The organism is Cupriavidus pauculus (assembly GCF_022179805.1).
GTDB lineage: Bacteria > Pseudomonadota > Gammaproteobacteria > Burkholderiales > Burkholderiaceae > Cupriavidus > Cupriavidus pauculus_E.
Genome location: NZ_BPUO01000006.1, coordinates 389569 through 415142, shown reverse-complemented (window position 1 = coordinate 415142; position 25574 = coordinate 389569). Strand labels below are relative to the sequence as shown.

Here is a 25574-nt window from a genome sequence, read left to right as displayed (position 1 = left end):
CGGTGACGCCTGCAACCGCTGCTACCGCTGCAACCGCGTTGAGCGACGTATTCCCGGACCCGGTGGACCTGCCCGAGCCTGGCACCAAGCTGATGTGCGTGGAACGCCTGTCGGTAACGTTTGGCGATGGTGAGCACGCCACGCGTGCCGTGCGCGATGTCAGCTTCGATCTGCGCGCGGGCGAGCGCTATGCGCTGGTCGGCGAATCGGGATCGGGCAAGACCGTGACCGCGCTGGCCATGCTGCGGCTGGTGGAAGACGCGCACTATCACGGGGCCATCCGCTTCGAGGGCAAGGATCTGCTGGAGGTCTCCGATCGCGAGATGCGCGGCATTCGCGGATCGGAGATCGCCATGATCTTCCAGGAGCCGATGACCGCGCTGAACCCGCTCTACACGATCGGCAACCAGATCGTGGAGACGCTGGCGCTGCACGAGGGCCTGGACCGGCGCGCGGCGCGCGACCGGGCCATCGCGCTGCTGGAGCGCACGGGCATCAGCGACGCGGCCAACCGCTTCAACAGCTTTCCGCATCAGTTGTCGGGCGGCCAGCGCCAGCGCGCGATGATCGCCATGGCGCTGGCCTGCCGGCCGAAACTGCTGTTGGCCGACGAACCCACCACGGCGCTGGACGTCACCATCCGCGCGCAGATCCTGGACTTGCTGCGCAGCCTGCAAGTGGAATTCGGCATGGCCGTGATGCTGATCACGCACGACCTGAACATGGTGCGAGCATTCGCGCAGCGGGTGGGCGTGATGGAAAAGGGCGTGCTGGTGGAAACCGGCGAGACGGCCGAAGTCTTTGCCAATCCGCGCCATCCCTATACGAAAAAGCTGATCGACAGCCGGCCCCGGCGCGAGGTGTTGCCGCTGGTGCCGCTGGCGCCGGTGCTGCTGGAAACCGACGCGCTGTGCGTGAACTACCAGAAGAAGCGGCCCGGCATTGCCGGCTGGTTCGGCAAGGAAGCGTTTGCCGCCGTCAAGGACGTCACGCTGCAGTTGCGCGAGGGCGAGACGGTCGGCATCGTCGGCGAGTCTGGCTCCGGCAAGACCACGCTGGCGCATGCCGTGCTGGCGCTGCAACGCAAGAGCAGCGGGGCGATCCAGTTCCTGGGCCGCAGCTTTGACGCCTGCACGCAAAAGGAACGCAGCTCGCTGCGCAAGCGCATGCAGGTGGTGTTCCAGGACCCGTTCGGCTCGCTGTCGCCGCGCATGACGATCGAGCAGATCGTCGGGGAAGGGCTGGCGCTGCATCAGCCGGGCCTGTCGGCGGAGGCCATGCGCGAGCGTGTGATCGAGGCGCTGCGCGAGGTGGGCCTGGATCGCACGGCGCTGGGCCGCTATCCGCACGAGTTCTCGGGTGGCCAGCGCCAGCGTATTGCCATTGCGCGGGTGCTGATCCTGAAACCGCAGGTGCTGGTGCTGGATGAGCCGACTTCGGCGCTTGACGTATCGATCCAGCAGCAGGTGCTTGCGCTGCTTTCGCAACTCCAGCACAAGTACAACCTCAGCTACCTGTTCATCAGCCACGATCTTGCAGTGATTCGTGCGATGGCGCACCGAGTCATCGTGATGAAAAACGGTGAAGTGGTGGAATCGGGCGAGACAGAAACCGTACTTGGCGCACCGCAGCATCCGTATACAAAAAAGCTTATGGCGGCTGCCCAGTTGGGCGCGGCTTGAATGATGTGCATTGCAACGCGCTTTGACACGTCGCGGTAACACGGTTTCTTTATAAAGTTTCCGAGAAACAGAATGCGTTTTTAACGCTAGCTCGTTGATTTGCTAGCTCTTTGCGGGAAAGTTGTAACCATCTTTGACACGTCAAGGGTGGTCCTTTACTATCCCGCAACGAGTTTTATCGGGGGTGGTTCGTCCGCCGCATGCAGACCTTGGGGAAGGTCGAAGTTGCACGCGGCTGGTGCAGTCGGTCTGGCGTACTTCTTGCGTACGTACCGCCCTGATGTTTTCACGCTGTCCGTCAATGTCTGATTTGGCGGTCAGATTTGTCCGATCATCAGGAGAGCCAATGCAAACGGTACTTCATTCCCTGGCGCGCGCCGCTATCGGAATTGCCATTGCCTGCGGTGCGACTGTGTCGAATGGAGTGCTGGCGGATACGGTGTTCAAGGACCCGGACGCCCGGATTGAAGCCCGCGTTGATGCGGACGCCCATCCGGAAGGCAAGCGCGGCTTGCTGTCGTCGGTGATGAACTCCACCAGCAACGTTGCCAGCAAGGCTGGCGACCTGGTCATGAACGCGCTGGGCCTGATTGGCGTGCGTTATCGCTTCGGCGGTAACAGCCCCGAATCGGGTCTGGACTGCAGCGGTTTCGTCCGCTACGTGTTCAACGACACCTTCGGCTTCATGTTGCCGCGCCGTTCCGTCGAAATGAGCCAGGTGGGCACCACCGTGGCTGCCAACGAGCTGCGTCCGGGCGACCTCGTGTTCTTCAACACGATGCGCCACACGTTCTCGCACGTCGGTATCTATATTGGCGACAACAAGTTCGTGCACGCGCCGTCCACCGGCAGCAAGATCCGCGTGGACGATATGCGTGCGTCGTACTGGGTCACGCGCTATAACGGCGCGCGCCGCATCGACGATTCCGCACGCGGTTCGGTAGAGAACACGGGCAGCATGATCGAGACGCTCAAGCGCTTCGACCCGAATGCCCAGGGCCGTACGATGTTTGGTGGTTGACGCATCGTCAGGTCGAAAAAAGGACTGCCTCGGCAGTCCTTTTTTATTGTCCACAGATGTCTTGTCTTAAGACAATTACCCCACTAAAGGGTGACATCCTCTGTCATCGTGGTGACGATTCCTGTCAGTCGATGCGGTCGATGTGACAAGACATGTGACAGCGGTTGCCTGCCAGGCGGTCGGCTTATTGCGTGGCAACCGTCCCGGCCGGTGCCGGACGCAGCCGTGCCGCTGCCAGTTTCTCGCGCAGCGTGCTCAGCGCGGCGGAGGTGGCCTGCTCACCGGCCAGAATGGCGCGGTTGCGCGAGGCAAAGTCGCTGCCGCCCATGTCGGGCAGGTCAGGGCGAATCACCACGTCGGCGCGGGCCAGGGCCATCCGGTTGATCGACTGGCCCATGATCGCCGTGGTCTGCAGCAGCACGCCGCTTTGCCCGCCGTTCTTCTGGCTCGATGGGTCGGCCGAGATATTGACGGCAATCACGAACTCCGCGCCCATCTCGCGCGCCGCATCCACCGGTACCGGCTCCACCAGGCCACCATCTACATAGTCATGGCCCGCAATAGACACGGGTTGGAAAACACCGGGCACGCTGCTCGATGCGCGCACGGCCTGGCCCGTGTTGCCGCGCCGGAACACGATACGTTCGCCGGTCTTGAGATCCGTGGCGACAATGCCGAGCGGCAGCTTCATGGCCTCGATCGGCCGGTTCTTGACCAGCCGGTTCACGTAGTTCTGCAGCGCCTCGCCCTTGACCCAGCCGCCGAACTTGGTGCCAAACGGCAACGCCCAGTCGGCGATGGCGGCTTCGTCCATCGTCAGCGCCAGCTTGTTGAGCTGGAAGCCGTCCAGGCCGGTGGCATAGAGCGCGGCCACCACGGAGCCCGCGCTAGTGCCGGTCACGATGTCCGGATGGATGCCCTGCGCCTCGAGTGCCTTAATCACGCCGATATGGGCAAAACCACGCGCGGCGCCGCCACCCAGGGCGAGCCCGATACGGATCGGTCGTGGGGTAGGGGCGACGGGCGGCACGGTCGCGACCGTGGGCGGAACGGTTGGCGCCGGCTTGGGCCCGAACGAGCAGGCCGTCAGCAGCATGGCGGCCGAGGCGCCAAGAAAATGTCTACGTTGCATCGAGGAAGGAAAGCTATCGCGAAAGTGATGTGTCGGGCATCGAAAGGCCGGACATCGCATGACGCGGGGTGACTGGCCCGGATTCAGACCGGTGCCAAGCATAAATGATTCCGTGGCCGGACTGGAATCGGGCAGGGCGTATAATGCAACGTTCAACGAAATCCGGCCTGCGCGCACCCGTGCGTGGGCTTTTTTGTTTCTCCCCGACCATGACACAACGCGTCCGCACCCGCTTCGCGCCGAGCCCGACCGGCTTCATCCACCTTGGCAACATTCGCTCCGCACTTTATCCGTGGGCCTTTGCCCGCCGCATGAAGGGCGACTTCATCCTGCGCATCGAGGACACCGATGTCGAGCGTTCTTCCGAGGAAGCGGTCGACGTGATCCTGGAAGGCATGGCCTGGCTCGATCTTGATATCGACGAAGGTCCGTTCTACCAGATGCAGCGCATGGACCGGTATCGCGCCGTGGTGCAGCAGATGATGGAAAGCGGCCTGGCTTACCACTGCTACATGAGCACCGAGGAACTGGATGCCCTGCGCGAAGCGCAGCGCGCGGCCGGCGAAAAGCCGCGCTACAACGGCTTCTGGCGCCCGGAGCCGGGCAAGGTCCTGCCCGAGCCGCCCGCCGGCGTGCAGCCCGTGGTGCGCTTCAAGAACCCGATCGGCGGCAGCGTGGTGTGGGACGACGCCGTGAAGGGCCGCATCGAGATCTCGAACGACGAGCTTGATGACCTGGTGATCGCTCGCCCGGACGGTACGCCGACGTACAACTTCTGCGTGGTGATCGACGATCTCGACATGAAGATCACCCACGTGATCCGTGGCGACGACCACGTCAACAACACGCCGCGCCAGATCAACATCATTCGCGCGCTGGGCGGTGAGGTACCCGTCTACGCCCACCTGCCGACCGTGCTGAACGAGCAGGGCGAGAAGATGAGCAAGCGCCATGGCGCCATGCCGGTGACCGGCTACCGTGACGAGGGCTATCTGCCCGAAGCGGTGCTCAACTATCTGGCGCGCCTGGGCTGGTCGCACGGCGACGCCGAGATCTTCACTCGCGAGCAGTTTGTTGAATGGTTCGACCTGGATCACCTGGGCAAGTCGCCGGCGCAGTACAACCCGGAAAAGCTCGCCTGGCTGAACAACCACTACATCAAGACCGGTGACAACGCACGCCTGGCCGAGCTGACCCGCCCGTTCATCGAGGCGCTGGATGGCAAGGTGGAGGGCGCTGATCTGGCGGGCGTGGTGGCGCTGGTCAAGGATCGGGCGAACACGCTCAAGGAAGTGGCCCAGGCCGCGCTGCTGTTCTACCGTGGCGAGCCGCAGGCCGATGCCGCCTTGCGCGCCGAACACCTGACCGACGAGATCCGCCCGGCGCTGCAGGCGCTGGCGACGCAACTGGCCGCGCTGCCGGAGTGGAAGCGCGAGGCGATTGGCGCCACGTTCAAGGCGGTGCTGGCCGAATTCGGCCTGAAGATGCCCAAGCTGGCCATGCCGGTGCGCCTGCTGGTGGTGGGGCAACTGCAGACGCCGGCCATCGACGCGGTGCTGGAACTGATTGGCCGCGACACGGTGCTGCGCCGCCTGGCTGCTGCATAAAAATGTGCAGAAATGTCTCGGCTGGGGCTTGCGCTCTGGTCGAGACTTCAGCATAATCTCGTTCTCCCTGCTGCACGACGCGAGTCAAGCAGAACGGTTGAAAAAACCAAAAGGGACTTGCAAAACGCAGTGATTGATTTATAATCGCCGCTTCGCCGGAAAGCAGTAAATCTGGTGGCGAGTTAGTAGTAAATGGCAGTAACTATGGGGCTATAGCTCAGCTGGGAGAGCGCTTGCATGGCATGCAAGAGGTCAGCGGTTCGATCCCGCTTAGCTCCACCAAAGTTTCTGTCCCCTTCGTCTAGAGGCCTAGGACATCACCCTTTCACGGTGAGTACAGGGGTTCGAATCCCCTAGGGGACGCCAGATGTTGGACGTAACCAAACGTCCAGTTGGCTGTCCGAAGCGAAGCTTCGGGTGGCAACCAACAATGGAGCGGTAGTTCAGTTGGTTAGAATACCGGCCTGTCACGCCGGGGGTCGCGGGTTCGAGCCCCGTCCGCTCCGCCAGACTGAGCCCGCTTGGGTGAAACCAAGCGGGTTTTTATTTGGGTGAGAGGTGATTATCTGATAATCATCTTTCGATTTACCCGAGGCCAGTTTTTCAGGCTTCGAAAAATCAAAAGATAATCGTCGCTTCGCGGGAAGATGCGATTATCAGGTGGTAGAAGTGCAAGGGGCTATAGCTCAGCTGGGAGAGCGCTTGCATGGCATGCAAGAGGTCAGCGGTTCGATCCCGCTTAGCTCCACCAAGGTTTTGGAAGCAACTTCAGCAGTAAAAAAAGTTGCTTCAAGTTGCGAAAGTTCTGGTAGAATGCCGGACTTCGCAGCAATCGACGGAAAGCGTTGCTTGCAACAGATTTCTGTCCCCTTCGTCTAGAGGCCTAGGACATCACCCTTTCACGGTGAGTACAGGGGTTCGAATCCCCTAGGGGACGCCAAAACAGCCGGGCGTAATCAAACGCCCAGCAGTTATCCGGAATTTCCGGGTAACAGCCGAAAACGGAGCGGTAGTTCAGTTGGTTAGAATACCGGCCTGTCACGCCGGGGGTCGCGGGTTCGAGCCCCGTCCGCTCCGCCAACCTTTAAAAAGCCTGCGCAAGCAGGCTTTTTTTCGTCTGTACTTTGCACACTCCCGTTTTTCCTCCCCTCTCCCTCTGGGAGAGGGGCTGGGGGTGAGGGCTAGCGGTTCCAATTGCGACATGTCAGCAAGCAGACCCGCAATGCCCTCACCCCCAACCCCTCTCCCGCAAGACGGGAGAGGGGAGTAAAGACAAGGCGAAACAGCCGCTCAGATCTTCGCCCGGCTCACGTGCATGAAGTACCGCACCAGCAGCGTCCCGGCAATCGCCAGGCTGACGCTGTTAGCCATCCAGAATCCCGCAGCACCGCGCGTGAACGCTGGCATGGCGTCGATCAGCCCGAATCCCAGTACATAGCCGCCACCAAGCCCCACGCCCCATAGCGACCCGGCGTAGATCAGCGTCGGTATCAACGCGATCTTGTACGCACGGAGAATGAAGGCGCTCATGACCTGGACGGCGTCGAAGGCCTGGTAGAACGCTACGAACAACATCAGCGGCAGGGCTTTGGCGACCACGCCAGGGTCTTTCGCGTAGGCCTGCAGCAGCGGTTCGCGCAGGGTCCATAGCGTGGCGCCGATCAGCACGGCCAGGCCGGCACCAAAGCGGATGCCGCGCCAGCCAATGCGGCGGGCGGCAGCCATGTCCCGGGCGCCGATTGCCTGGGCTACCAGTGTGGAGGTGGCGATCGACAACGACAGCGGCACCATGTACGCGACCGCGCTCAGGTTGGCGATGATCTGATGGCCCGCCAGCGTTTCAGTGCCGAGTCGGGTGATGAAGATCGACATCAGCGTGAATGACGTGATTTCGATCAGATAGGTCAGGCCCATCGGCACCCCAAGCCGCACCAGCGGCCGGATGCGATCCCAGCGCGGCCACTCCCAGCGGGCAAAGATACCCAGCGGCTGGTAGGCGGAGCCGTAACGCAGGATGGTCAGGCCCGATACGCACCAGACCCAGCTGATGATGGTCGACGCCAGCGCGCAGCCCGGGCCCCCCATCGCGGCCACGCCGAAGCCGCCGTGAATGAACCACGCATTGAGCGGTACCTTGAGCGCCAGTCCCGCGATCTGCAGCACCGTGACCATGATCGGGCGCGACAGCGCGTTGTTGAGCGCCATGTAGATGCGGAAAGCGAGTGCCGCCGGCAGGCCGAGCGCCACGATATGGAGGTAGCGCGAGGCCTTTTCCACCAGTTCGGGCGGCGCCTTGGCAAATGCCAGCACGGGGCCAGGGAACAGCAGCAGCAACATGCCGGGGATGGCCAGCGCCACGCCCAGCCAGGCTGCCTGTCGCACTTCCACGCCGATTTCCGCGGTGCGTCCTGCGCCGTAGAGTTGGCCGGCGGTCGGAGCCAGCGCTTGCAGCACGCCCATCAGGCTGATGTAGACCGTCACATAGATCGATCCACCCAGCCCTACGGCTGCGAGATCGGTGGCCGAGGCGCGGCCGGCCATGATGGTGTCGATCACGCCGAAGGCGATAACGGCCAGTTGCCCCACCAGAACGGGGGCGGCGAGGTGAACGATGCGACGGATGTCCTGCAGCGCGCTGCTCATCTTGGTTTTGTGTTGGGATTGCGCCGGCCGCCAAGGCCGGAGAAGCTCGCGCGGACGGCTGAGGCGTCCGCGCGTTGGAAGGGGATTACTGCTGCGGCAGGCGGCGCCGCATGGAAGGCTGCGCGGGCTTGAGTTGCGAGGTGTCGACCAGGCGATACATGCGGAACCGCTCGTCGCGGTCGGCCGGACGACGGCCTTCCCAGATCAGGCGCCATTCGAAGTGCGAGATGTTGCCCGGCGCACCGTAGTCCACGGCGTCGTGCCGCAGCAGCACGTCGCAACCGTCCTCCGGCCCGCCAAAGCGGATATGGCCGAAGTACGCAAACGACGCGAGCTGGGCATCGCCCATGCGAATCGGCTGCACGCACTGATACGTCGACGGCAGCGCCATGGCGGCAGCCTGGGCCACGTCGCGATAGGTCTTGCCGTAGTTGATCGACGGCAGCCACAGCGTCATGGCCATCACCCACATCAGTGTGGTGCCTGCGGCCGAGATCACCACGGGGCGCCAGATCTGCTTGGGCGCGCGGGACAGACGCCAGCGCACCACCAGCACCCATGCCACCGTCGCGGCCAGCGCGATGATCACGGCGCTGATCGTGAACGTGTGTTCGAAGCCGGGAATCTGCCGGAAGACGTTGTTCGCCACCTTGGGCGGCCAGCCCGTGGTCTTGGCGATCCACATGAACCAGACCGTGCCGCCGAAGATGGTGAAGAAGAGCAGGGCGAACCAGTCCACCGCGTTGATGGCGGCGCGTGGCAGCGTAGGCAACGCGAAAGCTGCCAGGATGGCCATCGGCGGCAGCAGCAGGATGAATTGCACGTCGCCGGGATTGCGCTGCAGCAACAGCAGCAGGAACAGCATGGCCAGGATGGCCAGCGGTAGCGTCACATGGGGCGCGCGACGCATGCCGCGCCACGACAGCCATGCAAAGGCGGCAATTGGCCAGACCGGCCACGAGAACAGCAGGAAGTTGCGGCCGATGAAGCCGGCCGTGGGCAGGCTCGGGCCGCCGTACATGCGACGGTCGTAGCGGGCCCATTCGCGGATGTACGTCACGCCATCCTCGGTCGACGTCGCACCGAAATAGACCGCGAGCATCCAGGCCGCAACGATGGCCAGCGCAACGGGCACCCCCACCATCAACAGCCGCTTCAATGGCACCGGCCCCGACACCGCCCCGGCAATCAGTGCTGCGCCCAGCAATGCCGCAGCCAGGATCGGGCCGCTGGCCAGGCACAGCGCGGCCAGCCCCACGCCAAACCACAGGCTGCCCTGCACGGGCTTGTCCAGGCTGCGCACCATGCCGTACAGCATGAACGCGATGAAGCAGACCTGGCCCACCTGTGCCGTGGTTTCGTGCCCGCGCATGGCCAGGCCCACGCAGGCCAGGAAGATCAGCAGGGCGCCGTCGGCCAGCGCGCGGCCGTAGGATCGCGCGTCCGGCTGTCCGCCGAAGGCGAAGGCAAACGGCTGTACCTCGTCACGGCGGCCCAGCAGGTAAGTCGAGTACCAGATGAAGGCACAGGTGGCGAAGTAGAACAGGGCCGTGGCCAGGCGCGACGCATCGGGGGCGCCCAGCCAGCCGCCGAACAGGCGGATCATCAGGCCGCCCACCCAGAACACCAGCGGGCCATCCGCGCTGAACGGGCGGCCCACGATGTTTGGCATCAACCAGTCCTGCGCGTTGCCGATGCCAAGCTGCCACATCACGCCGAACCCCGCGGCATCCTCGTTCTTCCACGGATCGCGGCCGAACAGGCCGGTCAGTCCGTAGATGATGCAGATGGCCAGCAGCAGATAGCGCGGCAGCGCGCCAGTGGCGGCGGCCGTCAGGTGAACAGGGGAGGTCTTGGTGGCTTGGGACATCGGCAGTGAATCCGGGTAGCCCTTGGATAAGCGTGCACAAACGCCATTGTGGGCCACAAATGCAAAGAGGCAGCCGATGCTGCCTCTTTGTCAGGTTGCGCGTGACAGGAGCATCTGTCCTGTTTCGCGCCGCAGTCGCTTGGTAGCGCTGGCCAATTACTTCTTGGCGGCCAGCTTGCTGCCGAACTTCTGGCGGAACTTCTCGACGCGGCCAGCCGTGTCCATGATCTTTTGTTGGCCGGTGTAGAACGGATGCGACTCCGACGACACTTCGATCTTGGCCAGCGGGTAGGTCTTGCCTTCGTGTTCGATCGTGTCCTTGGTCTGGATCGTCGAGCGGGTCACGAACTTGAAGTCGTTCGACACGTCGTGGAACAGGACTTCGCGATAATTCGGGTGAATGCCTTCTTTCATGGTGCTTCCTTTCAGGTTGGGTAGCCAGTCCGCTCTACTGTCAGCCGCTTGCTTGCGACGAGCGAACCACTTGCCGGTAACGGGCAAACTGGGATTATGGCAGAAAAACAAGAGCTTGGGCAATATCCGGTGGCAGTTTTCCCGGAAGGCGCGAAGGGTGTGAAAACCGTATTAATCGCCACTTTTAGCGGGGTCCTGACGGTAGAACTGGCCAAGCACCGCATAAAGCGTGGGCCAATGCTGGCGCAGGCCGCCAGGATCGACGAAAAATGACTCGGACGCCACGGCAAAGAACTCGCTCGGCGCTTCGCATCCGTAGGGATCGATGATGCGCAGCCGGGGTGGCAGGCGTTCGGGGTGGTCCCATGCCGAATCCGGCAGCGCCTCGTAGGCATCGGCGAACGCATCGTACTCGGTGAGCAGCGTCTCGGCCCATTGTTCGGCGTCGATGCCCGGGTGCAGCACGCGCGAGAACGGCGGCACGCCATCGGGCTCGCCGTCGAGCATGTCGAGCTTGTGGGCAAACTCGTGGATGACCACGTTGTATGAATCCGATCCGTTGTCGAGGCCGGACCCCGACATGTTCACGTCCTGCCAGGACAGGATGACCGGGCCATGTTCCCAGGCCTCGCCGCTGGCTTCCTCTTCCACACCGTGCACCAGCCCGATATCGTCTTCCACGGTCTTGCGGATCAGGAACTCGCCGGGATAGAGCACGATGCCGTGCCAGCCCCGGTACCACTCGATGCCCAGCTTCAGGATGGGCACGCACGCCTGCACGGCCACGCCCACCACCATCTCGTCGGTCAGCTCCAGTTCGTGCGCGGTCGAGTATTCCTTGCTGGCGATAAATAGCGTGGCCAGTTCGCGCAGCGTCGCCTGGTCTGCGGCGTCGTAGCGCTGCACGAAGGGCAGGGTGGCCACGATGCGCGTCCACAGTTCGTCGGGAATCGCGTAGTGCACGAGCTTGCGTTCGCGGGAACGGGCGCGCAGGTAGCTGGACAGTTTGCCGAACATGGTTTCGGAAGGGGCTCGCAAAAGAAAAAAGGCGCACCCGAAGGGTACGCCTTTTCACGTGCCTGACAACTGCGGGCGGTCAGCCGCCGCGGCGCATCATGTCGAAGAACTCTGCGTTGTTCTTCGTCGGCTTCATCTTGTCCAGAATGAATTCCATGGCCTGCACTTCGTCCATGTCCGAGATGAACTTGCGCAGGATCCAGATTTTCTGGAGGATTTCCGGCTTGATCAGCAGTTCTTCGCGGCGCGTGCCGGACTTGTTCAGGTTGATGGCCGGGTAGACGCGCTTTTCTGCGAGGCGGCGTTCCAGGTGCACTTCCATGTTGCCGGTGCCCTTGAACTCTTCGTAGATCACGTCATCCATGCGGCTGCCCGTTTCGATCAGCGCCGTGGCGATGATGGTCAGCGAACCGCCTTCTTCCAGGTTACGCGCGGCACCGAAGAAACGCTTCGGACGCTGCAGCGCGTTGGCGTCGACACCACCGGTCAGCACCTTGCCCGAGGCCGGCACCACCGTGTTGTAGGCGCGGGCCAGACGCGTGATCGAGTCAAGCAGGATCACCACGTCGCGCTTCAGTTCCACCAGGCGCTTGGCCTTCTCGATGACCATTTCGGCCACCTGTACGTGGCGGATGGCCGGTTCGTCGAACGTCGACGCCACCACCTCGCCGCGCACCGAGCGCTGCATTTCGGTCACTTCTTCCGGGCGTTCGTCGATCAGCAGCACGAACAGGTCCGCTTCCGGATGGTTGTTCGCGATCGCGTGGGCGATGTGCTGCAGCATCACGGTCTTGCCGGACTTCGGCGATGCCACCAGCAGCGCGCGCTGACCGCGGCCGATCGGGGCAATCATGTCGACGATACGGCCGGTGATGTTTTCCTCGGCGCGGATGTCGCGTTCGAGCGTGAGCGGCCGGTTCGGATGCAGCGGCGTCAGGTTCTCGAACATGATGCGGTTCTTCACCGCTTCGGGCGGCTGCCCGTTGACCTTGTCCACCTTCACCAGTGCAAAGTAGCGCTCGCCGTCCTTCGGCGTGCGGACTTCACCTTCGATCGAATCACCGGTGTGGAGGTTGAAACGGCGGATCTGCGACGGGCTGATGTAGATGTCGTCCGTGCTGGCCAGGTACGACGTTTCCGGCGAGCGCAGGAAACCAAAGCCATCGGGCAGAACTTCCAGCGTGCCGTCTCCGTAGATGGTTTCGCCCATCTTGGCGCGCTTCTTGAGGATCGCAAACATCAGTTCCTGTTTGCGCATCCGTTGTGCGTTGTCGATCTCGAGCGTAGCCGCCATTTCGAGAAGCGCAGACACGTGAAGCGATTTGAGTTCTGTCAGGTGCATAGACAAGGGGTACAGAAGGGCCCGGACGGGCAAGACCTAGGAGAAGGGGGAAGAATGAGCGAACGCTCGGGGAAGTTGTTGGGACGCATCTTAGCACAATCCGGCCGGCGCGCCAGAACTGGCGCACGCGAGGCCGGATCGTGCCAGGCCGGAGCGCAACGGCTCCGGCAGGGCAGGCAGGCTTAGACCTGACCGTCCAGGAACGAGGTCAGCTGCGACTTCGACAGCGCGCCAACCTTCTGGGCCACGACTTCGCCGTTCTTGAACAGGATCAGCGTCGGGATGCCGCGGATGCCGAACTTGGCCGGAACCTGCTGGTTCTCGTCGACGTTGATCTTGGCGATCTGCACGCGGTCGCCGTAGTCCTTGGCAACTTCGTCCAGGATCGGGGCAATCATCTTGCAGGGGCCGCACCATTCAGCCCAGAAGTCCAGCAGGACGGGCTTGTCGGACTTGAGCACGTCGGTGTCGAACGATGCGTCGCTCACATACTTGATTTGGTCGCTCATGGCGGGGAACCTCTGGTTTCGCTCAGTTTATGTTGAAGGCGGGCAACTGCCGTGGGGCTGAATCGCTACCTTACACGAGATCGTGCAGGGTCGCCGGGCCGGCAATGCGTGGCGACACGCGCCGCCATTGACGCCGATATGTTACCAGCTTGCCGGATTTCAAGCCCTCCGGTGCCCGTACCGCGCCGCGCTCCACAGAGCAGACGCGGCGGTCACGGTCATCATTGTGCCGCGCCCTTGCTTCTGTTGCCGATGATAGTTTCAATCGGGGCAAGAGGTTGGCTCAATCGGCATCCCTCATTGGAGGTAATTGTGGGCGGCTGGCGGCCTCCGGGTGGGGATTTCCCGTAGGAATCGGCGCGAAGCATGATCTAGAATGCACTTGGATGGATCGCTGCCGTGACCGCGTAGAATGGCAGGCCGGATGCGTCCACCTTGCATCTTCCGATATAGGCCATCGATCATGACGCCCGATCCTCGCAAGCCCGATACCGAAACGCCCGATGCCCCGGATACCGGTGTGCAGCAGGCACCCGATGCGGACCAGCTGAGCGACGCGCTGGCGCACCTGAACAGCGCGGTGGAGTCCGACAGCATCGCCATTGGCGCTGCCAAGGGGCTTGTGTACAGCGTGATGGAAACGCTCGGCACGCTGATTGGCGATCCCGACCTGCCCGAGCACGCGCGCTCCGGCTACGAAGGATTGCTGGAAACCGCGCGCGAGCTGCGTGCCCGCCTGGAGCGGGGCGGCGGCGCCGGCGACTGACGCCACCACACGTATCGGGGGCGCCCGGGTAGCCCCCGGATACCGGATACCTATCGGTTCCTACCATTGATGACCCGGCTTTCGTTTCCTCCCGGCCCGTCGTTTCTCGAACAGGCCGCCACGGCGACGTGGTATTTCCTTGACCATTGCGGCCCCGTCGCATCGGCCGCGCACGTGGTCGTGCCGACGGCTGCCCAGATTCCCGGCGTGCGCCAGGCGCTGGACGCCGCTGCACGCGCCACGGGCCGGCCGCGCCTGCTGCCGCGCGTGCTGACGCTGGGCCATTGGCTGCTGGATCTGCCGCCCGATCTCGATGCCGAACCGGTGCCCGCGCGCGGCCATGCCGCGCGGCTGCTGGCCGTGCAGCAGGCCATCCGCGCGCAGGACTGGCTGCGCCGCGCGTTCGGCGCCCAGACCGAAGGCGCGGCATGGGGCCTGGCACAAACGCTGCTGTCCATCAGCGACGAGCTGAGCGCGCGCTGGCTCGAAGACGCCGCCATCCGCGAAGACGACGACATCGACGGCGACGACCGCGCCGCGCTGCTGCAGGGTGCGCTGCAGCGTACCTATGCCCACCTGTCCGACCGCTTCCTCGGGCAGGAGGCGCAGATCGTGCTGGCGTTCTGGCAGATGCTGTCTGGCCCTGACGATCCGTTGCCGGTGCGCCGACGTGCGTTGCAACGGCTGGCGCAGCAGGTGGCGGGCCCGGTGGTCTGGATTGGTCCGACCTCGCCCGAGCCAATCGAGGCCAGCTTCCTGCAACAGGCCGGCGAACTGGTGCCGACCATGGAAGTCGGCTACGACTGGAGCGGCGGGCAGGTGCAGGACAGCGCGGACTGGTATGGCACGCTGCTGGCGCTGTGGCCCGAAGCGCGGAGGATCGAAAAGCCAGCCGACGAAGCCGACGGAGAAGCTGACGAAGAAGCCGACTCCGGCAAGCACACCAATGCCGCGCCGTTCTCCCATTTGCCACAAGATCTGCCCACCGAACGCCCGCGCGTACGCGTGGTCGGCAGCGCCCGGTTCGAGGACGAAGCCGCGGCCGCGGCCAGCCAGCTTGTGCAATGGCTCAACGAAGGGCGCCGGCACGTAGCGTTGGTCGCCCACGACCGCGTGGTGGCACGCCGCACGCGCGCGTTGCTGACGCGGGCTGGCGCGCCGGTGCGCGACGAGACGGGCTGGAAGCTGTCGACCACGCGTGCGGCGGCCGCGCTGATGCGCTGGTTCGACGTGCTCGTGCGCGATGGCGACACCGCCGCCTTGCTCGACCTGCTCAAGTCGCCGTTCTGCCTGCCCGATGCCGAACACCGTGGCGCGGCCATCGCGCTGCTGGAGCGTCAGATCCGGCGCGAGGCGATTACCGGCGGCTGGGCCCGCCTGCGCCGCCTTTTTGTCGAACGCGAGGGCAACACGGTGGTCGATGCCGAGACCATGGAAGCCACCGACTCGGCGCTGCAGATGCGCGCCGCCGCCCGCGAACTGATCGCCAGGCTGGCCGACGAGGCCGGCCTATGGCCGCGTGGCCACACCCAGCAGCCGCTGGCGGTCTGGCTGGCGCGGCTCGATGCCACGCTCGACACGCTGGGCATGCGCGCCGCGCTGGCTACCGACGACGCCGGCCAGCAATTGCTCGATGCGCTGGCGCGGCTGGCCGAGCTGCCCGATGACCTGAAGGGCGACGGAGAGGAGGCCGCCGGCAGCCATGCCACGCTGAACCAGCAGGAATTCCGCGCGATGCTGGCGGCGCTGCTGGAAACCGTGGCCTACAAGGAGCCGTCGGCGTCCGGGCAGTCGCGCATCACGATCCTGCCGCTCAATGGAGCGCGGATGCGCCGTTTCGATGGCGTGGTCGTGGTGGGCTGCGACGATGCGCAGTTGCCGTCGAGCGCGGCCGAGCTGATGTTCTTCTCGAACCAGATGCGGCGCGAACTCGGTCTGGAAGATCGCGAGGCGCGCTTTGCGCAGCAGGCGCGCGATCTGGCCGAGGTACTGCTCAACAACGACGATGTGGTGCTGACCTGGCAGCGTTTTGGCAGCCGTGGCGAGCCGCACCATGTCTCGGGCTGGATCGAACGGCTGTCGGCATGCTGTGCGCGCGCTGGGGCACCCATCGAGGCCGGCGCCGCGCCGCAGTGGCTCGACACCTTCGCGCAGCCCGGCTACATGCCCGCGCCAGTGGCGCCGGAGCGCGTGCCCGCGCGCTGGAGCGCGGCCGCCTACAACATGCTGCGCCGCTGCCCGTACCAGTTCTTCGCAGGCCGCATGCTGGGGCTGGCGGGGCTTGAAGCGCTCAGCGACGACCTGGAAAAGCGCGACATCGGCAACCTGCTGCACCGCGTGCTGCTGCAATACCACCAGGAAGTGCACGACGCCGGCGAGCGCGACGACGCGCGCCGGCTGGCGCGCCTGCAGCAGATCTCCGACACCGTGTTCGGCAAGCAGATGGCCGAGGACGGCAACGCGATCAGCTACTACCGCCGCTGGTGCGAGGTGCTGCCGTCCTACGTGGCGTGGCAGGCCGCGCGCGAGGAAATGGGCTGGTACTGGCGCGGCGGCGAGATGGATGCCGGCGTCGACGTAGCGATGCCCGATGGCGTGCCGCTGCGGCTTTCCGGCAGAATCGACCGACTCGACAAGGGCCCGGATGGGGCGCATGCGGTGCTCGACTACAAGACGCAGCCGGCCAGCCGCCTGCGGCGCAAGGTTGGCGATGCCGAGGAAGATTGCCAGCTTGCGTTCTACGGTCTGCTGCGTGCCGACGCCGTGGCCGGAAGCTGGGTGGCGCTCGAAGGCGTGAAGCAGGGCGGCCGCGACAGCACGCCCGGCGCGCAGCGTGAAGTCGACCTGCCCGAATTCCAGGCCGCCGTGACGTGGCTGGAGCGCCAGTTGCGGCAGGACGTCGGCCGCCTGCGGCAGGGCGCGAAGCTGCCCGCGTTTGGCGATGCCGCCGCCTGTACCTATTGCGAAGCGCGCGGCTTGTGCCGCAAGGGCTTCTGGGAATCCACCGCCTTGCCCGACCTGCAATCATGAGCGCCAGCCACGACATCCACGCCTATCTGCGCGATGGCCACCCCGTTGGCGAGGCCGATTTCACGCGCGCCGCCTGTGATCCGGTCCGTTCCGTGGTGGTGGAGGCTTGCGCTGGCAGCGGCAAGACCTGGCTGCTGGTGGCGCGCCTGGTGCGCCTGCTGCTGGCCGGCGCCGCGCCGCACGAGATCCTGGCGATCACCTTCACCCGCAAGGCGGCCGAGGAAATGCGCGAGCGCCTGCTGGAAGTGCTGTCGCAACTGGCCAGCGGGTCTGACGAATCGGTGTTGGCCCAACTCGAAATGCGCGGCCTGGCCCCGGCCGATGCGCGGGCCGCGCTGCCGCGTGCGCGCGGGCTGCACGCCCAGGTGCTGGCGTCGCCGGGCCGCATGGCCATCGACACGTTCCATGGCTGGTTTGGCACGCTGCTGCGCGGCGCACCGCTGTCGTCGGGCATCGTGCCCGGCGCATCGTTGCGCGAGGATGCACTGCGCATGAAGCGCGAGGCGTGGGCGCCGTTCTGGCGCGCGCTGGCCCATCCACAGCACGCGGAACTGCGCCAGACCTACGAGCAACTGGTCGATGCGATCGGTGATTTCCAGGCACGCAGCCTGCTCGACCGCATGTTCCACGCACGCAACGAGTGGTGGGCGTTCCGCGAGGGCGGCGATCCGGCACAGCGGCTGACCGACGACCTTGGCGAGGACGCCACCGCCGATGTGCTGGTGGAAGCGCTGGCCGACGACGACTGGCTCGAAGCGTGCGCGCAGCATGCGCTGGTGCTGGGCCGCGGCGGCAAGACCGAGCAGACGCACGCGTCGCGCCTGATGGACGGCCTGCGCGCGATTCGCGCCTGGCGCGATGCCGGGGCCGAGGCGGGCGATGCCGCCACGCAGGCATTCCACGCATTGCGCACGGCGTTCTTCACCGAGGCCGGCAAGCCGCGCTCGATGAAAGCCACCACGGCACTGGTCAAGGTTTGCGGCGGCGAAGGGGCTGCGGCAGACCTGATCGCACACATGGCCGATCATTGCGAGCGCCTCGACCAGATTGCCGCGCGTCGCTGCGAGGCCGCCGTGCTGGCCATCAACCTGGCGCTGTACCGGCTGGGCGATGCGCTGCTGGAGCGCTACCAGCGCTACAAGGGCGAGCAGCGCGCGATGGACTTCGCCGACCTCGAATGGCTGGCTGCCCGGCTGATGGCCGATGAGGAAACCGCCACCTACCTGCAGGTGCGGCTCGACGCGCGCTATCGCCACCTGCTGCTCGACGAATTCCAGGACACCAACCCGCTGCAATGGCGCATCTTGCAGGGCTGGCTGGCCGGCTACCAGGGGCTCGGCGACAGGCCGACCGTGTTCCTGGTGGGCGATCCCAAGCAGTCGATCTACCGCTTCCGCCGTGCCGACGCGCGCCTGTTCGAAGCCGCGCGCGACATGCTGCAGGCCGAATTCCGCGCCACCGTGCTGCGTACCAACCGCACGCGCCGCAACCGGCCCGAGGTGCTGGACTGGGTCAACGCCGTGTTCGACCACGCCCGCTCGGAGGGCCGCTATCCGCTCTATGAAACGCAGACCACGGCGCTCGGCGAGCCTGGTGGACCGGTCTGGCTGCTGCCGCTGGTGGAGGCCGATGACGCTGACGACGCTGTTGACGAAGGCGGAGAAGAGGCGGCAGCGGGTGATGGCCATCGCGACACGCTGACGCAGCCACGCACGCAGCAGGGCGACTCGCTGCGCTTCGAGGAAGGCCGTCGGGTGGCGGCATGGCTGCACTACGTGCGTGCGCAGGTGCCCGTGCGCGAAGGCGATGCCTCGCGCCCGGCCACCTGGCGCGACATGCATCTGCTGGTCCGTCGCAAGACCTATCTGCCCGACTACGAACGCGCTCTGCGCGAGGCCGGGATTCCGTGCCTGAGCCCACGCCGGGGCGGGCTGCTGACCACGCTCGAAGCGCTGGACATCTCGGCGTTGCTGGCGTTTCTGATGACGCCGGAATCGGACCTCGATCTGGCCCACGTACTCAAGAGCCCCATCGTGGGCGCTACTGACGACGACCTGATCCTGCTCGCGTCGATGGAAGGCGAGGGCGGCTGGTGGGCGCGCATCGCGGCCCAAGGCCTGCCGGCACACGTTGGCGACGCGCTGCGCGATGGCGTGGCGCGGCTGCAGGCATGGCTGGCGCTGGCCCCGCACAAGCCGGTGCACGACCTGATCGACCAGATCTATCACCAGGGCGAAGTGCGCCGCCGCTACGCCGAGGCGGCACCGTCCGCCATCCGCGAGCAGGTGCTGGCCAACCTGGACGCCTTCCTGAAGCTGTCGCTCGATCTCGACGGCGGCCGCTATCCGAGCTTGCCAAAGTTCATCGACGAGTTGCAGGAGATTCGGCGCGGTAACGAGGACGAAAGTCCTGACGAAGGCGGCATGGGCGAGGGCGTGGAAGACAGCGAAGGCGAACCCGACGATGCCGGCGACAGCCAGCTCGACGCGGTGCACATCCTGACCGTGCATGCGGCCAAGGGGCTGGAGGCGCCGTTCGTGGTGCTGCTCGATGCCAACCACAGCGAGCCGGCGGGCGACCGTGGCGGCATCCTGGTCGACTGGCCGCCGGCGTCCATCGAACCCCGGCATTTTTCCGCCTATGGCAAGCGCAGTGAGCGCGGCCTGGCGCGTGCGCCGATGTTCGAGGCCGAGGCGGCACTGGCCGACCGCGAGAACTGGAACCTGCTCTACGTCGCCATGACGCGCGCGCAGCAGGGGCTGCTGGTCAGTGGCGTGAAGGGCCGCGCCAGAAAAGCGGCGAAGGAAGATGACAATGCCGCCGAGATTGCCGGTAGCTGGTATGTGCGGCTGGCTGCGGCGGGCGTGGGCGACGAGGTGACTGCCTATCCCGAAGCTGATCTTGCCGTCGGCGACCGCTTTGCGGCGGCCAGCGAGCGGGTGCGCTATACCGATTTCCGGCTGCGCTACCGCGACGCCGGGGAGCTGGCGGTGCCTGGCGTCATCGACGATGTTTTCGAGAATGGATTCGAGGATGAGCCGGAATCCACGGTCTTCGACGCCGAGGCCGCCGCCCATGGCGAACTTGTGCACGCGTTGCTGGAGCGCCTGACGCGCTATCCCGAGGCATTCGCCGGCGTGCCCGACGCGGCCACGGTGATGCGCTGGTTCCCGTCGACCGACGCCGGCGCGGAGGCTGCCGTGGCGGACCTGGACGCGATGCTGGCGGCCCCGGCGCTGCGGCCGTTGCTGTTTCCACGCGATGCCGTATCGGCCCGAAACGAAGTGGAGCTCTACGATGGCCGCGGCCGCTTGTTGCGGATCGACCGGCTGGTGGAGTTTGAAGACCGCGTGGTGATCATCGACTACAAGCAGCGGCTGCTGCCGCAGGAGCACGCGGCCTACGGTGCGCAGCTCGCGCGCTACGTGGCCGCCGTGCAGCCGATCTTTCCGGACAAGCGCGTGGAAGCCGGCGTGGCCACGGCCGCCGGCGAGTGGATCGATGCCTCGGTCATGCGCACCACGCCACCGCGCCCGGCGCCGATTTCCACGGCGCAACAAGGGTCGTTGTTCTGATCGGCAAAACGGGCGCAGAATAGGGCAGACACGCGACGAGAGCAGCGGCAGGAAGCCGTTGGAAATACGTCGATATCTCGGAAATTCTGGGGGTCATACCGCGTAGAACTACGCGGATGAAAGAAGAAGGGGGACGAGCCTGACCCTCGGCACTGGCGGAAAACGGCTGTGGCTGCTTCGTTCCCGACCTGACCAGGTTGACCGCGCCGCCATGCGAGGAGGCCCGTCCGACCGGCATTGTAACCCAACCTGACGCGGCAGTCTCTATATCGTAGTTTTACGAAGGTTGTTCGACGGGGATTTGATCTGACACCGGGGTGCGGCACGGCCATGCTGGCAGCATGGCGGACGGCATTTTTCGGCCGCTTTTTCAGCTGATACGGTATCTATCCAGACAACAGGTTGGGCATGAACGCAAACGACCAGATTCTCCGCGGCGCACTCGTACCGCAAGACATTTCCATCGAAGTACTGCAGGAAAAATACGCCAAGGGCGAAGAGCGCACGCCCGACGATGTGCGGCGCCGTGTGGCGCGCGCACTGGCCGAGGTCGAGCCGGCCGAGCATCGCGATAGCTGGGCCGCGCGCTTCCTCTGGGCGCTGGAGAATGGCTTCGTGCCGGCCGGGCGCATCAATTCGGCAGCGGGCACGGGCATCCAGGCCACGCTGATCAACTGCTTCGTGCAGCCCGTGGGCGACTCGGTGTCCGAGGCCAAGGACGGCAAGCCCAGCATCTACGCAGCGGTGGCGCAGGCGGCCGAGACCATGCGGCGGGGCGGTGGCGTGGGCTACGACTTTTCGTCGATCCGTCCGGGCGGCGCGCTGGTGCGGGCTACGCATTCGCGGGCGTCGGGGCCGGTATCGTTCATGAAGGTGTTCGATGCGTCGTGCGCCACGGTGGAATCGGCCGGGGCCAGGCGGGGCGCGCAGATGGGCGTGCTGCGCTGCGACCATCCCGATATCGAGAGCTTTATCCACGCCAAGGATCGCGGCGAGCTGACCAACTTCAATATCTCGATTGGCGTGACCGACGCATTCATGCGCGCGGTGGAGGCCGATGAGGAAGTGGAGCTGGTACACGAGGCCGAGCCGGGCATGGATGCCATCGAAGCGGGCGCGTATCGCCGCGACGATGGCCAATGGGTGTATCGCCGCATGCCGGCACGCCGCCTGTGGGATCAGGTCATGCAGGCCACCTACGATCACGCGGAGCCCGGCATCCTGTTCCTGTCGCGCATCAATGCCGACAACAACCTCTACTACTGCGAGACCATCGAGGCCACCAACCCGTGCGCGGAGCAGCCGTTGCCGTCGTATGGCTGCTGCTGCCTGGGGTCGATCAACCTGACGCATTTCGTGCGCCGGCCGTTTACGGAGCAGGCAGCCTTCGACTTCGATGCGTTTGCCGAAGTGGTGCGGGTGTCCACGCGCATGCTCGACAACGTGCTCGACGTCACGTTCTGGCCGCTGCCCGAGCAGCAGGCCGAAGCCCAGGCCAAGCGCCGCATCGGGCTGGGCTTCCTGGGCCTGGGTAGCGCGCTGGTGATGCTGGGCCTGCGCTACGACTCCGACGCGGCACGGGCGCTGGCCGGCCGGATTTCCGAGGCGATGCGCGACCATGCCTACCTGGCATCGGTGGAACTGGCACAAGAGAAGGGCGCGTTCCCGCTGTTCGACCGAGACGCCTACCTGCGCGGCGGCTTCGTCAGCCGCCTGCCCGAGGCGGTGCGCAACGAGATTGGCGCCCACGGCCTGCGCAATTCGCACCTGTTGTCGATCGCGCCGACGGGCACCATCACGCTGGCATTTGCCGACAACGCGTCGAATGGCATCGAGCCGGCGTTCTCGTGGACGTACAACCGTCGCAAGCGCATGCCGGACAACGGCTATCGCACGTTCGAGGTGGCAGACCACGCCTGGCGGCTCTACCGGCATATGGGTGGCGATATGGAGCGCCTGCCCGACGGCTTTGTCACGGCGCTGCAGATGTCGGCGCTGGACCATATGCGCATGCTCGAAGCGGTGCAGCCGTATATCGACACCAGCATCAGCAAGACCGTGAACGTGCCCGAGGACTATCCGTACGAGGCATTCCGCAACCTGTACCTGGAAGCGTGGAAGGCCGGGTTGAAGGGGCTGGCCACGTATCGGCCGAACCAGGTGCTGGGTGCGGTGCTGTCGGTCACGCCGGCGCCGGAAGCAGCGGCCACGCCAGCCGCGCCGGCGGGCGACGATCCGCTGACGCGGCCGTTTGGCAGCCGTCCGCTGGGCGATCTCGAAGGCGTGACGTCGAAGGTGGAGTACCTGACGTACGAAGGGCACAAGACCGTCTACCTGACCGTGAACTTCATGCGGGTAGCGGGTACGGTCGACGGGCAGGCGGTCACCATCGAGCGGCCGCTGGAGTTCTTCATGCCGGCTGGCCAGCGCACCGAGGGTCAACAGTGGATTACCTCGACCATGCGCCTGCTGTCACTGGTGGCGCGTTCGGGTGGCCCGATTGCCAAGGCGCTGAGCGACATGCGCAACGTGGTGTGGGACAAGGGCACGGTCCGGTACGGATCGCTGGTGCGGCAGGACGGTACCGAGGTGCCGCGCTTCCATGATTCCGAGGTGGCGGCGCTCAGCTACGCGTTGCAGCGCATCCTGATCAAGCGCGGGTTCCTCGACGACGAAGGCGGTCAGGTGCCCGTGGCGGCGCTGGCGGCCCGGCTGGCGCGGCGCGATGGCGGCGAGACGGCGGTGACGCTGGCCCGGCCCACGCAATCCGCCGTGGCGGCCACGTCGGTGAGCGGCATCGGCACCGGCAAACCGTGTCCCGAATGTGGCGCACATGCGCTGCACAAGGTCGACGGCTGCGCCAAGTGCGCGAACTGCGGCTACGTGGGGGAATGCGGCTGACGGCCGCCGCTGCCTGTGCCGCGCTGTCTGTAGAACACTTCCCAAGTGACTCTCCCGCCGCCCTGGCGGGAGAGGAAAACCCCACATCGCTCCTTTCGAACGATCGTTTTAAGGAGTACGCTGCGCGTGGATGTGACGTGCGCCAGCCTGCCCCCGCACAAACCCTGATCCCTGAATCCGGTTCATCACGACGGTGACCGAATTTTGGGCGGAGGCCGGGAACCCGTCCTTACAATCCCCTTTCTGTCGCGCGAGCGGCCTTTGCGCCGCTTGTTCGTGGCATGCCGTCCGGATGTCCAGGCCCGTCAGAGGCAGGCACCGTAAATACACCAGAGGAGGATTCAATCGTGTGGAGTCAAGTCTATGACCCGCTAGGCAGCATGGCGCTTTCGACCATCGCTGCCGGGGTTCCGGTCGCCGTGCTGCTAGCCGCGCTGGCGTTCTTTCATATGCAGGCCCACCTGGCGGCCGGTCTGGCGCTGGTGGTGGGCGTCGTGGTCGCGTCGTTCGTGTTCGGCATGCCGGCGGCCATGGCCGGCAAGGCGGCGGGGCTCGGCATCGTGTCCGGCCTGTTCCCGATTGGCTGGATCGTCCTCAATATCATCTTCCTGCACCGGCTGACCACATTGAACGGGTCATTCAAGGTGCTGCAGAACTCGATCTCGGGCGTGACCGAGGATCGCCGCCTGCAACTGCTGCTGGTGGCCTTCAGCTTCGGCGCGTTCTTCGAAGGCGCGGCTGGCTTCGGTACGCCGGTAGCCGTGACGGGTGCCATCCTGATCGGTCTGGGCTTCTCGCCGCTGGCTGCTTCGGGCCTGGCGCTGATCGCCAACACCGCGCCGGTGGCCTTCGGCGCGCTGGGCGCCCCGATCATCGGCCTGTCGTCGGTGACCGGCATCGACCAGGTGCAACTGTCGGCGATGATCGGCCGCCAGCTGCCGTTCTTCTCGGTGCTGGTGCCGTTCTGGCTGATCTGGGCGTTCGCGGGCTTCCGCGGCATGCTGGCGATCTGGCCGGCCATCCTGGTGGCGGGCGTCACGTTCGCGGTGCCGCAGTTCCTGGTGTCGAACTTCCACGGCCCGTGGCTGGTGGACGTGATCTCGGCCCTGATCTCGATGGGCTGCCTGACCCTGTTCCTGAAGGTCTGGCATCCGAAGGAGATCTGGACGTCGACGCGCATCCTGGGCCGCAAGGACGACTCGAAGGTGGACCACCCCGAGGCGCTGGAAGCCGACGCCAAGGCATCGGCCGCGTCGGTCGGTATCTCGGTGGCCAAGGCGTGGATGCCGTGGGTGATCCTGACCGTGTTCGTGTTCGTCTGGGGCATTCCCGAGTTCAAGAAGCTCATGGACGGCATCTGGGCCTGGAAATATCCGATTCCGGGCCTGGACAAGGCCATCATCAAGGGCCCGCCCGTGGTGCCGAAGGAAATCGCCGAAGGTGCCGTGTTCAACTTCAACGTGCTGTCGATGGCTGGCACCGGCATCCTGGTCTCGGCCATCGTGGGTGGCATGCTGATGGGCTACTCGATCTCGCGGCTGTTCAAGGAATACTGGGAAACCATCAAGCTGGTGCGCTTCTCACTGCTGACGATCTGCGCGATGTTCGGCATCGGCTACCTGACCCGCTACTCGGGCCTGGACGCCACGCTGGGCCTGGCGTTCGCCCAGACCGGCGTGTTCTACCCGCTGTTCGGCACCATGCTGGGCTGGCTCGGGGTAGCGCTGACCGGGTCCGACACGGCATCGAACGTGCTGTTCGGCGGCCTGCAGAAGACCACGGCCGAGCAGTTGGGCCTGTCGCCAACGCTGATGGCCGCCGCCAACAGCTCGGGCGGCGTGATGGGCAAGATGATCGACGCCCAGTCGATCGTGGTGGCGTCCACCGCCACCAAGTGGTACGGGCATGAGGGCGAGATCCTGCGCTACGTGTTTTTCCACTCGATCGTGCTGGCGATTCTCGTTGGCCTGTTCGTGACGTTGCAGGCGTATGTGCATCCGTTCACGCTGATGGTGATTCACTAAGCCACGCGACGGTTGTCTCCTGACGGTTGTCGCCCCTCTCC

Annotated in this window: 15 protein-coding genes, 6 tRNA genes and 1 other RNA gene; 14 read left to right on the top strand and 8 right to left on the bottom strand. The window is 65.2% G+C overall.

The genetic code is table 11. The features are described from left to right. The first annotated feature begins 92 nt into the window (after window positions 1–92). Both MFF62_RS14955 and MFF62_RS14950 read left to right on the top strand, forming a co-directional pair. Complete coding sequence (locus MFF62_RS14955) at window positions 93–1682, top strand: ABC transporter ATP-binding protein (protein ID WP_238263974.1); 1590 nt, start codon at window positions 93–95, stop codon at window positions 1680–1682. Between the two features lie 346 nt (window positions 1683–2028). Further along, window positions 2029–2703, top strand: coding sequence for a C40 family peptidase (locus MFF62_RS14950; RefSeq protein WP_238263898.1), 675 nt, complete (start codon window positions 2029–2031; stop codon window positions 2701–2703). A 184-nt stretch (window positions 2704–2887) separates the two neighbouring features. On the opposite strand, the gene MFF62_RS14945 is transcribed toward MFF62_RS14950, so the two are convergent. Continuing rightward, window positions 2888–3835: a patatin-like phospholipase family protein gene (locus tag MFF62_RS14945; RefSeq protein ID WP_238263897.1), complete on the bottom strand. Its 948-nt coding sequence runs from the start codon at window positions 3833–3835 to the stop codon at window positions 2888–2890. A 209-nt stretch (window positions 3836–4044) separates the two neighbouring features. Here MFF62_RS14945 and gltX point away from each other — a divergent pair, with 209 nt between their 5' ends. From gltX to MFF62_RS14910, 7 genes are all read left to right on the top strand, one after another. Then, window positions 4045–5442, top strand: coding sequence for a glutamate--tRNA ligase (gene gltX, locus MFF62_RS14940; protein WP_238263896.1), 1398 nt, complete (start codon window positions 4045–4047; stop codon window positions 5440–5442). Between the two features lie 206 nt (window positions 5443–5648). Next, window positions 5649–5724: transfer RNA gene (locus MFF62_RS14935), tRNA-Ala, on the top strand. Between the two features lie 8 nt (window positions 5725–5732). After that, window positions 5733–5808 (top strand) — tRNA-Glu (locus tag MFF62_RS14930). Window positions 5809–5874: 66 nt separating this feature from the next. Further along, window positions 5875–5951: transfer RNA gene (locus MFF62_RS14925), tRNA-Asp, on the top strand. Window positions 5952–6117: 166 nt separating this feature from the next. Further along, window positions 6118–6193: transfer RNA gene (locus tag MFF62_RS14920), tRNA-Ala, on the top strand. A 113-nt stretch (window positions 6194–6306) separates the two neighbouring features. After that, window positions 6307–6382 (top strand) — tRNA-Glu (locus MFF62_RS14915). Between the two features lie 63 nt (window positions 6383–6445). Further along, window positions 6446–6522 (top strand) — tRNA-Asp (locus tag MFF62_RS14910). Window positions 6523–6732: 210 nt separating this feature from the next. Here MFF62_RS14910 and MFF62_RS14905 read toward each other — a convergent pair. From MFF62_RS14905 to trxA, 6 genes are all read right to left on the bottom strand, one after another. After that, window positions 6733–8085 carry an MATE family efflux transporter gene (locus MFF62_RS14905; RefSeq protein WP_238263895.1) on the bottom strand — a complete coding sequence of 451 codons (1353 nt, stop codon included), beginning with the start codon at window positions 8083–8085 and terminating at the stop codon, window positions 6733–6735. Between the two features lie 85 nt (window positions 8086–8170). Next, a complete protein-coding gene (locus MFF62_RS14900) occupies window positions 8171–9955 on the bottom strand; it encodes an ArnT family glycosyltransferase (RefSeq protein WP_238263894.1) in 1785 nt (594 codons plus the stop codon). 156 nt (window positions 9956–10111) lie between these two features. Then, window positions 10112–10369 carry a type B 50S ribosomal protein L31 gene (locus MFF62_RS14895; RefSeq protein WP_061959698.1) on the bottom strand — a complete coding sequence of 86 codons (258 nt, stop codon included), beginning with the start codon at window positions 10367–10369 and terminating at the stop codon, window positions 10112–10114. 171 nt (window positions 10370–10540) lie between these two features. Continuing rightward, on the bottom strand, window positions 10541–11386 hold the full coding sequence (locus MFF62_RS14890; RefSeq protein WP_238263893.1) for a M90 family metallopeptidase: 846 nt from the start codon (window positions 11384–11386) through the stop codon (window positions 10541–10543). A gap of 79 nt (window positions 11387–11465) precedes the next feature. Beyond that, window positions 11466–12728 (bottom strand): transcription termination factor Rho, encoded by a 1263-nt coding sequence (gene rho, locus MFF62_RS14885; RefSeq protein WP_061959700.1) that lies wholly within the window; start codon window positions 12726–12728, stop codon window positions 11466–11468. Between the two features lie 182 nt (window positions 12729–12910). Further along, window positions 12911–13237: a thioredoxin TrxA gene (gene trxA, locus MFF62_RS14880; protein WP_124683940.1), complete on the bottom strand. Its 327-nt coding sequence runs from the start codon at window positions 13235–13237 to the stop codon at window positions 12911–12913. A 463-nt stretch (window positions 13238–13700) separates the two neighbouring features. On the opposite strand from trxA, the gene MFF62_RS14875 reads away from it, so the two are divergent. The 3 genes from MFF62_RS14875 to MFF62_RS14865 all read left to right on the top strand — a co-directional run bounded on the left by MFF62_RS14875 (window position 13701) and on the right by MFF62_RS14865 (window position 20608). Then, window positions 13701–14003 carry a hypothetical protein gene (locus MFF62_RS14875; protein WP_238263892.1) on the top strand — a complete coding sequence of 101 codons (303 nt, stop codon included), beginning with the start codon at window positions 13701–13703 and terminating at the stop codon, window positions 14001–14003. A 69-nt stretch (window positions 14004–14072) separates the two neighbouring features. Further along, on the top strand, window positions 14073–17033 hold the full coding sequence (locus MFF62_RS14870) for a PD-(D/E)XK nuclease family protein (protein ID WP_238263891.1): 2961 nt from the start codon (window positions 14073–14075) through the stop codon (window positions 17031–17033). Beyond that, window positions 17030–20608 carry a UvrD-helicase domain-containing protein gene (locus MFF62_RS14865; RefSeq protein ID WP_238263890.1) on the top strand — a complete coding sequence of 1193 codons (3579 nt, stop codon included), beginning with the start codon at window positions 17030–17032 and terminating at the stop codon, window positions 20606–20608. Before MFF62_RS14870 ends, MFF62_RS14865 begins: the two co-directional genes overlap by 4 nt. A gap of 129 nt (window positions 20609–20737) precedes the next feature. Here MFF62_RS14865 and ffs read toward each other — a convergent pair. Beyond that, window positions 20738–20836: signal recognition particle sRNA small type (gene ffs / locus MFF62_RS14860), an RNA gene on the bottom strand. Between the two features lie 180 nt (window positions 20837–21016). On the opposite strand from ffs, the gene MFF62_RS14855 reads away from it, so the two are divergent. Together MFF62_RS14855 and MFF62_RS14850 are read left to right on the top strand one after the other, a co-directional pair. Further along, complete coding sequence (locus MFF62_RS14855; protein ID WP_238263889.1) at window positions 21017–23509, top strand: adenosylcobalamin-dependent ribonucleoside-diphosphate reductase; 2493 nt, start codon at window positions 21017–21019, stop codon at window positions 23507–23509. A gap of 347 nt (window positions 23510–23856) precedes the next feature. After that, the gene (locus tag MFF62_RS14850) at window positions 23857–25533 is read left to right on the top strand and encodes an L-lactate permease (RefSeq protein WP_238263888.1); all 1677 of its coding nucleotides are present in this window, start codon (window positions 23857–23859) and stop codon (window positions 25531–25533) included. Window positions 25534–25574: the final 41 nt, after the last annotated feature.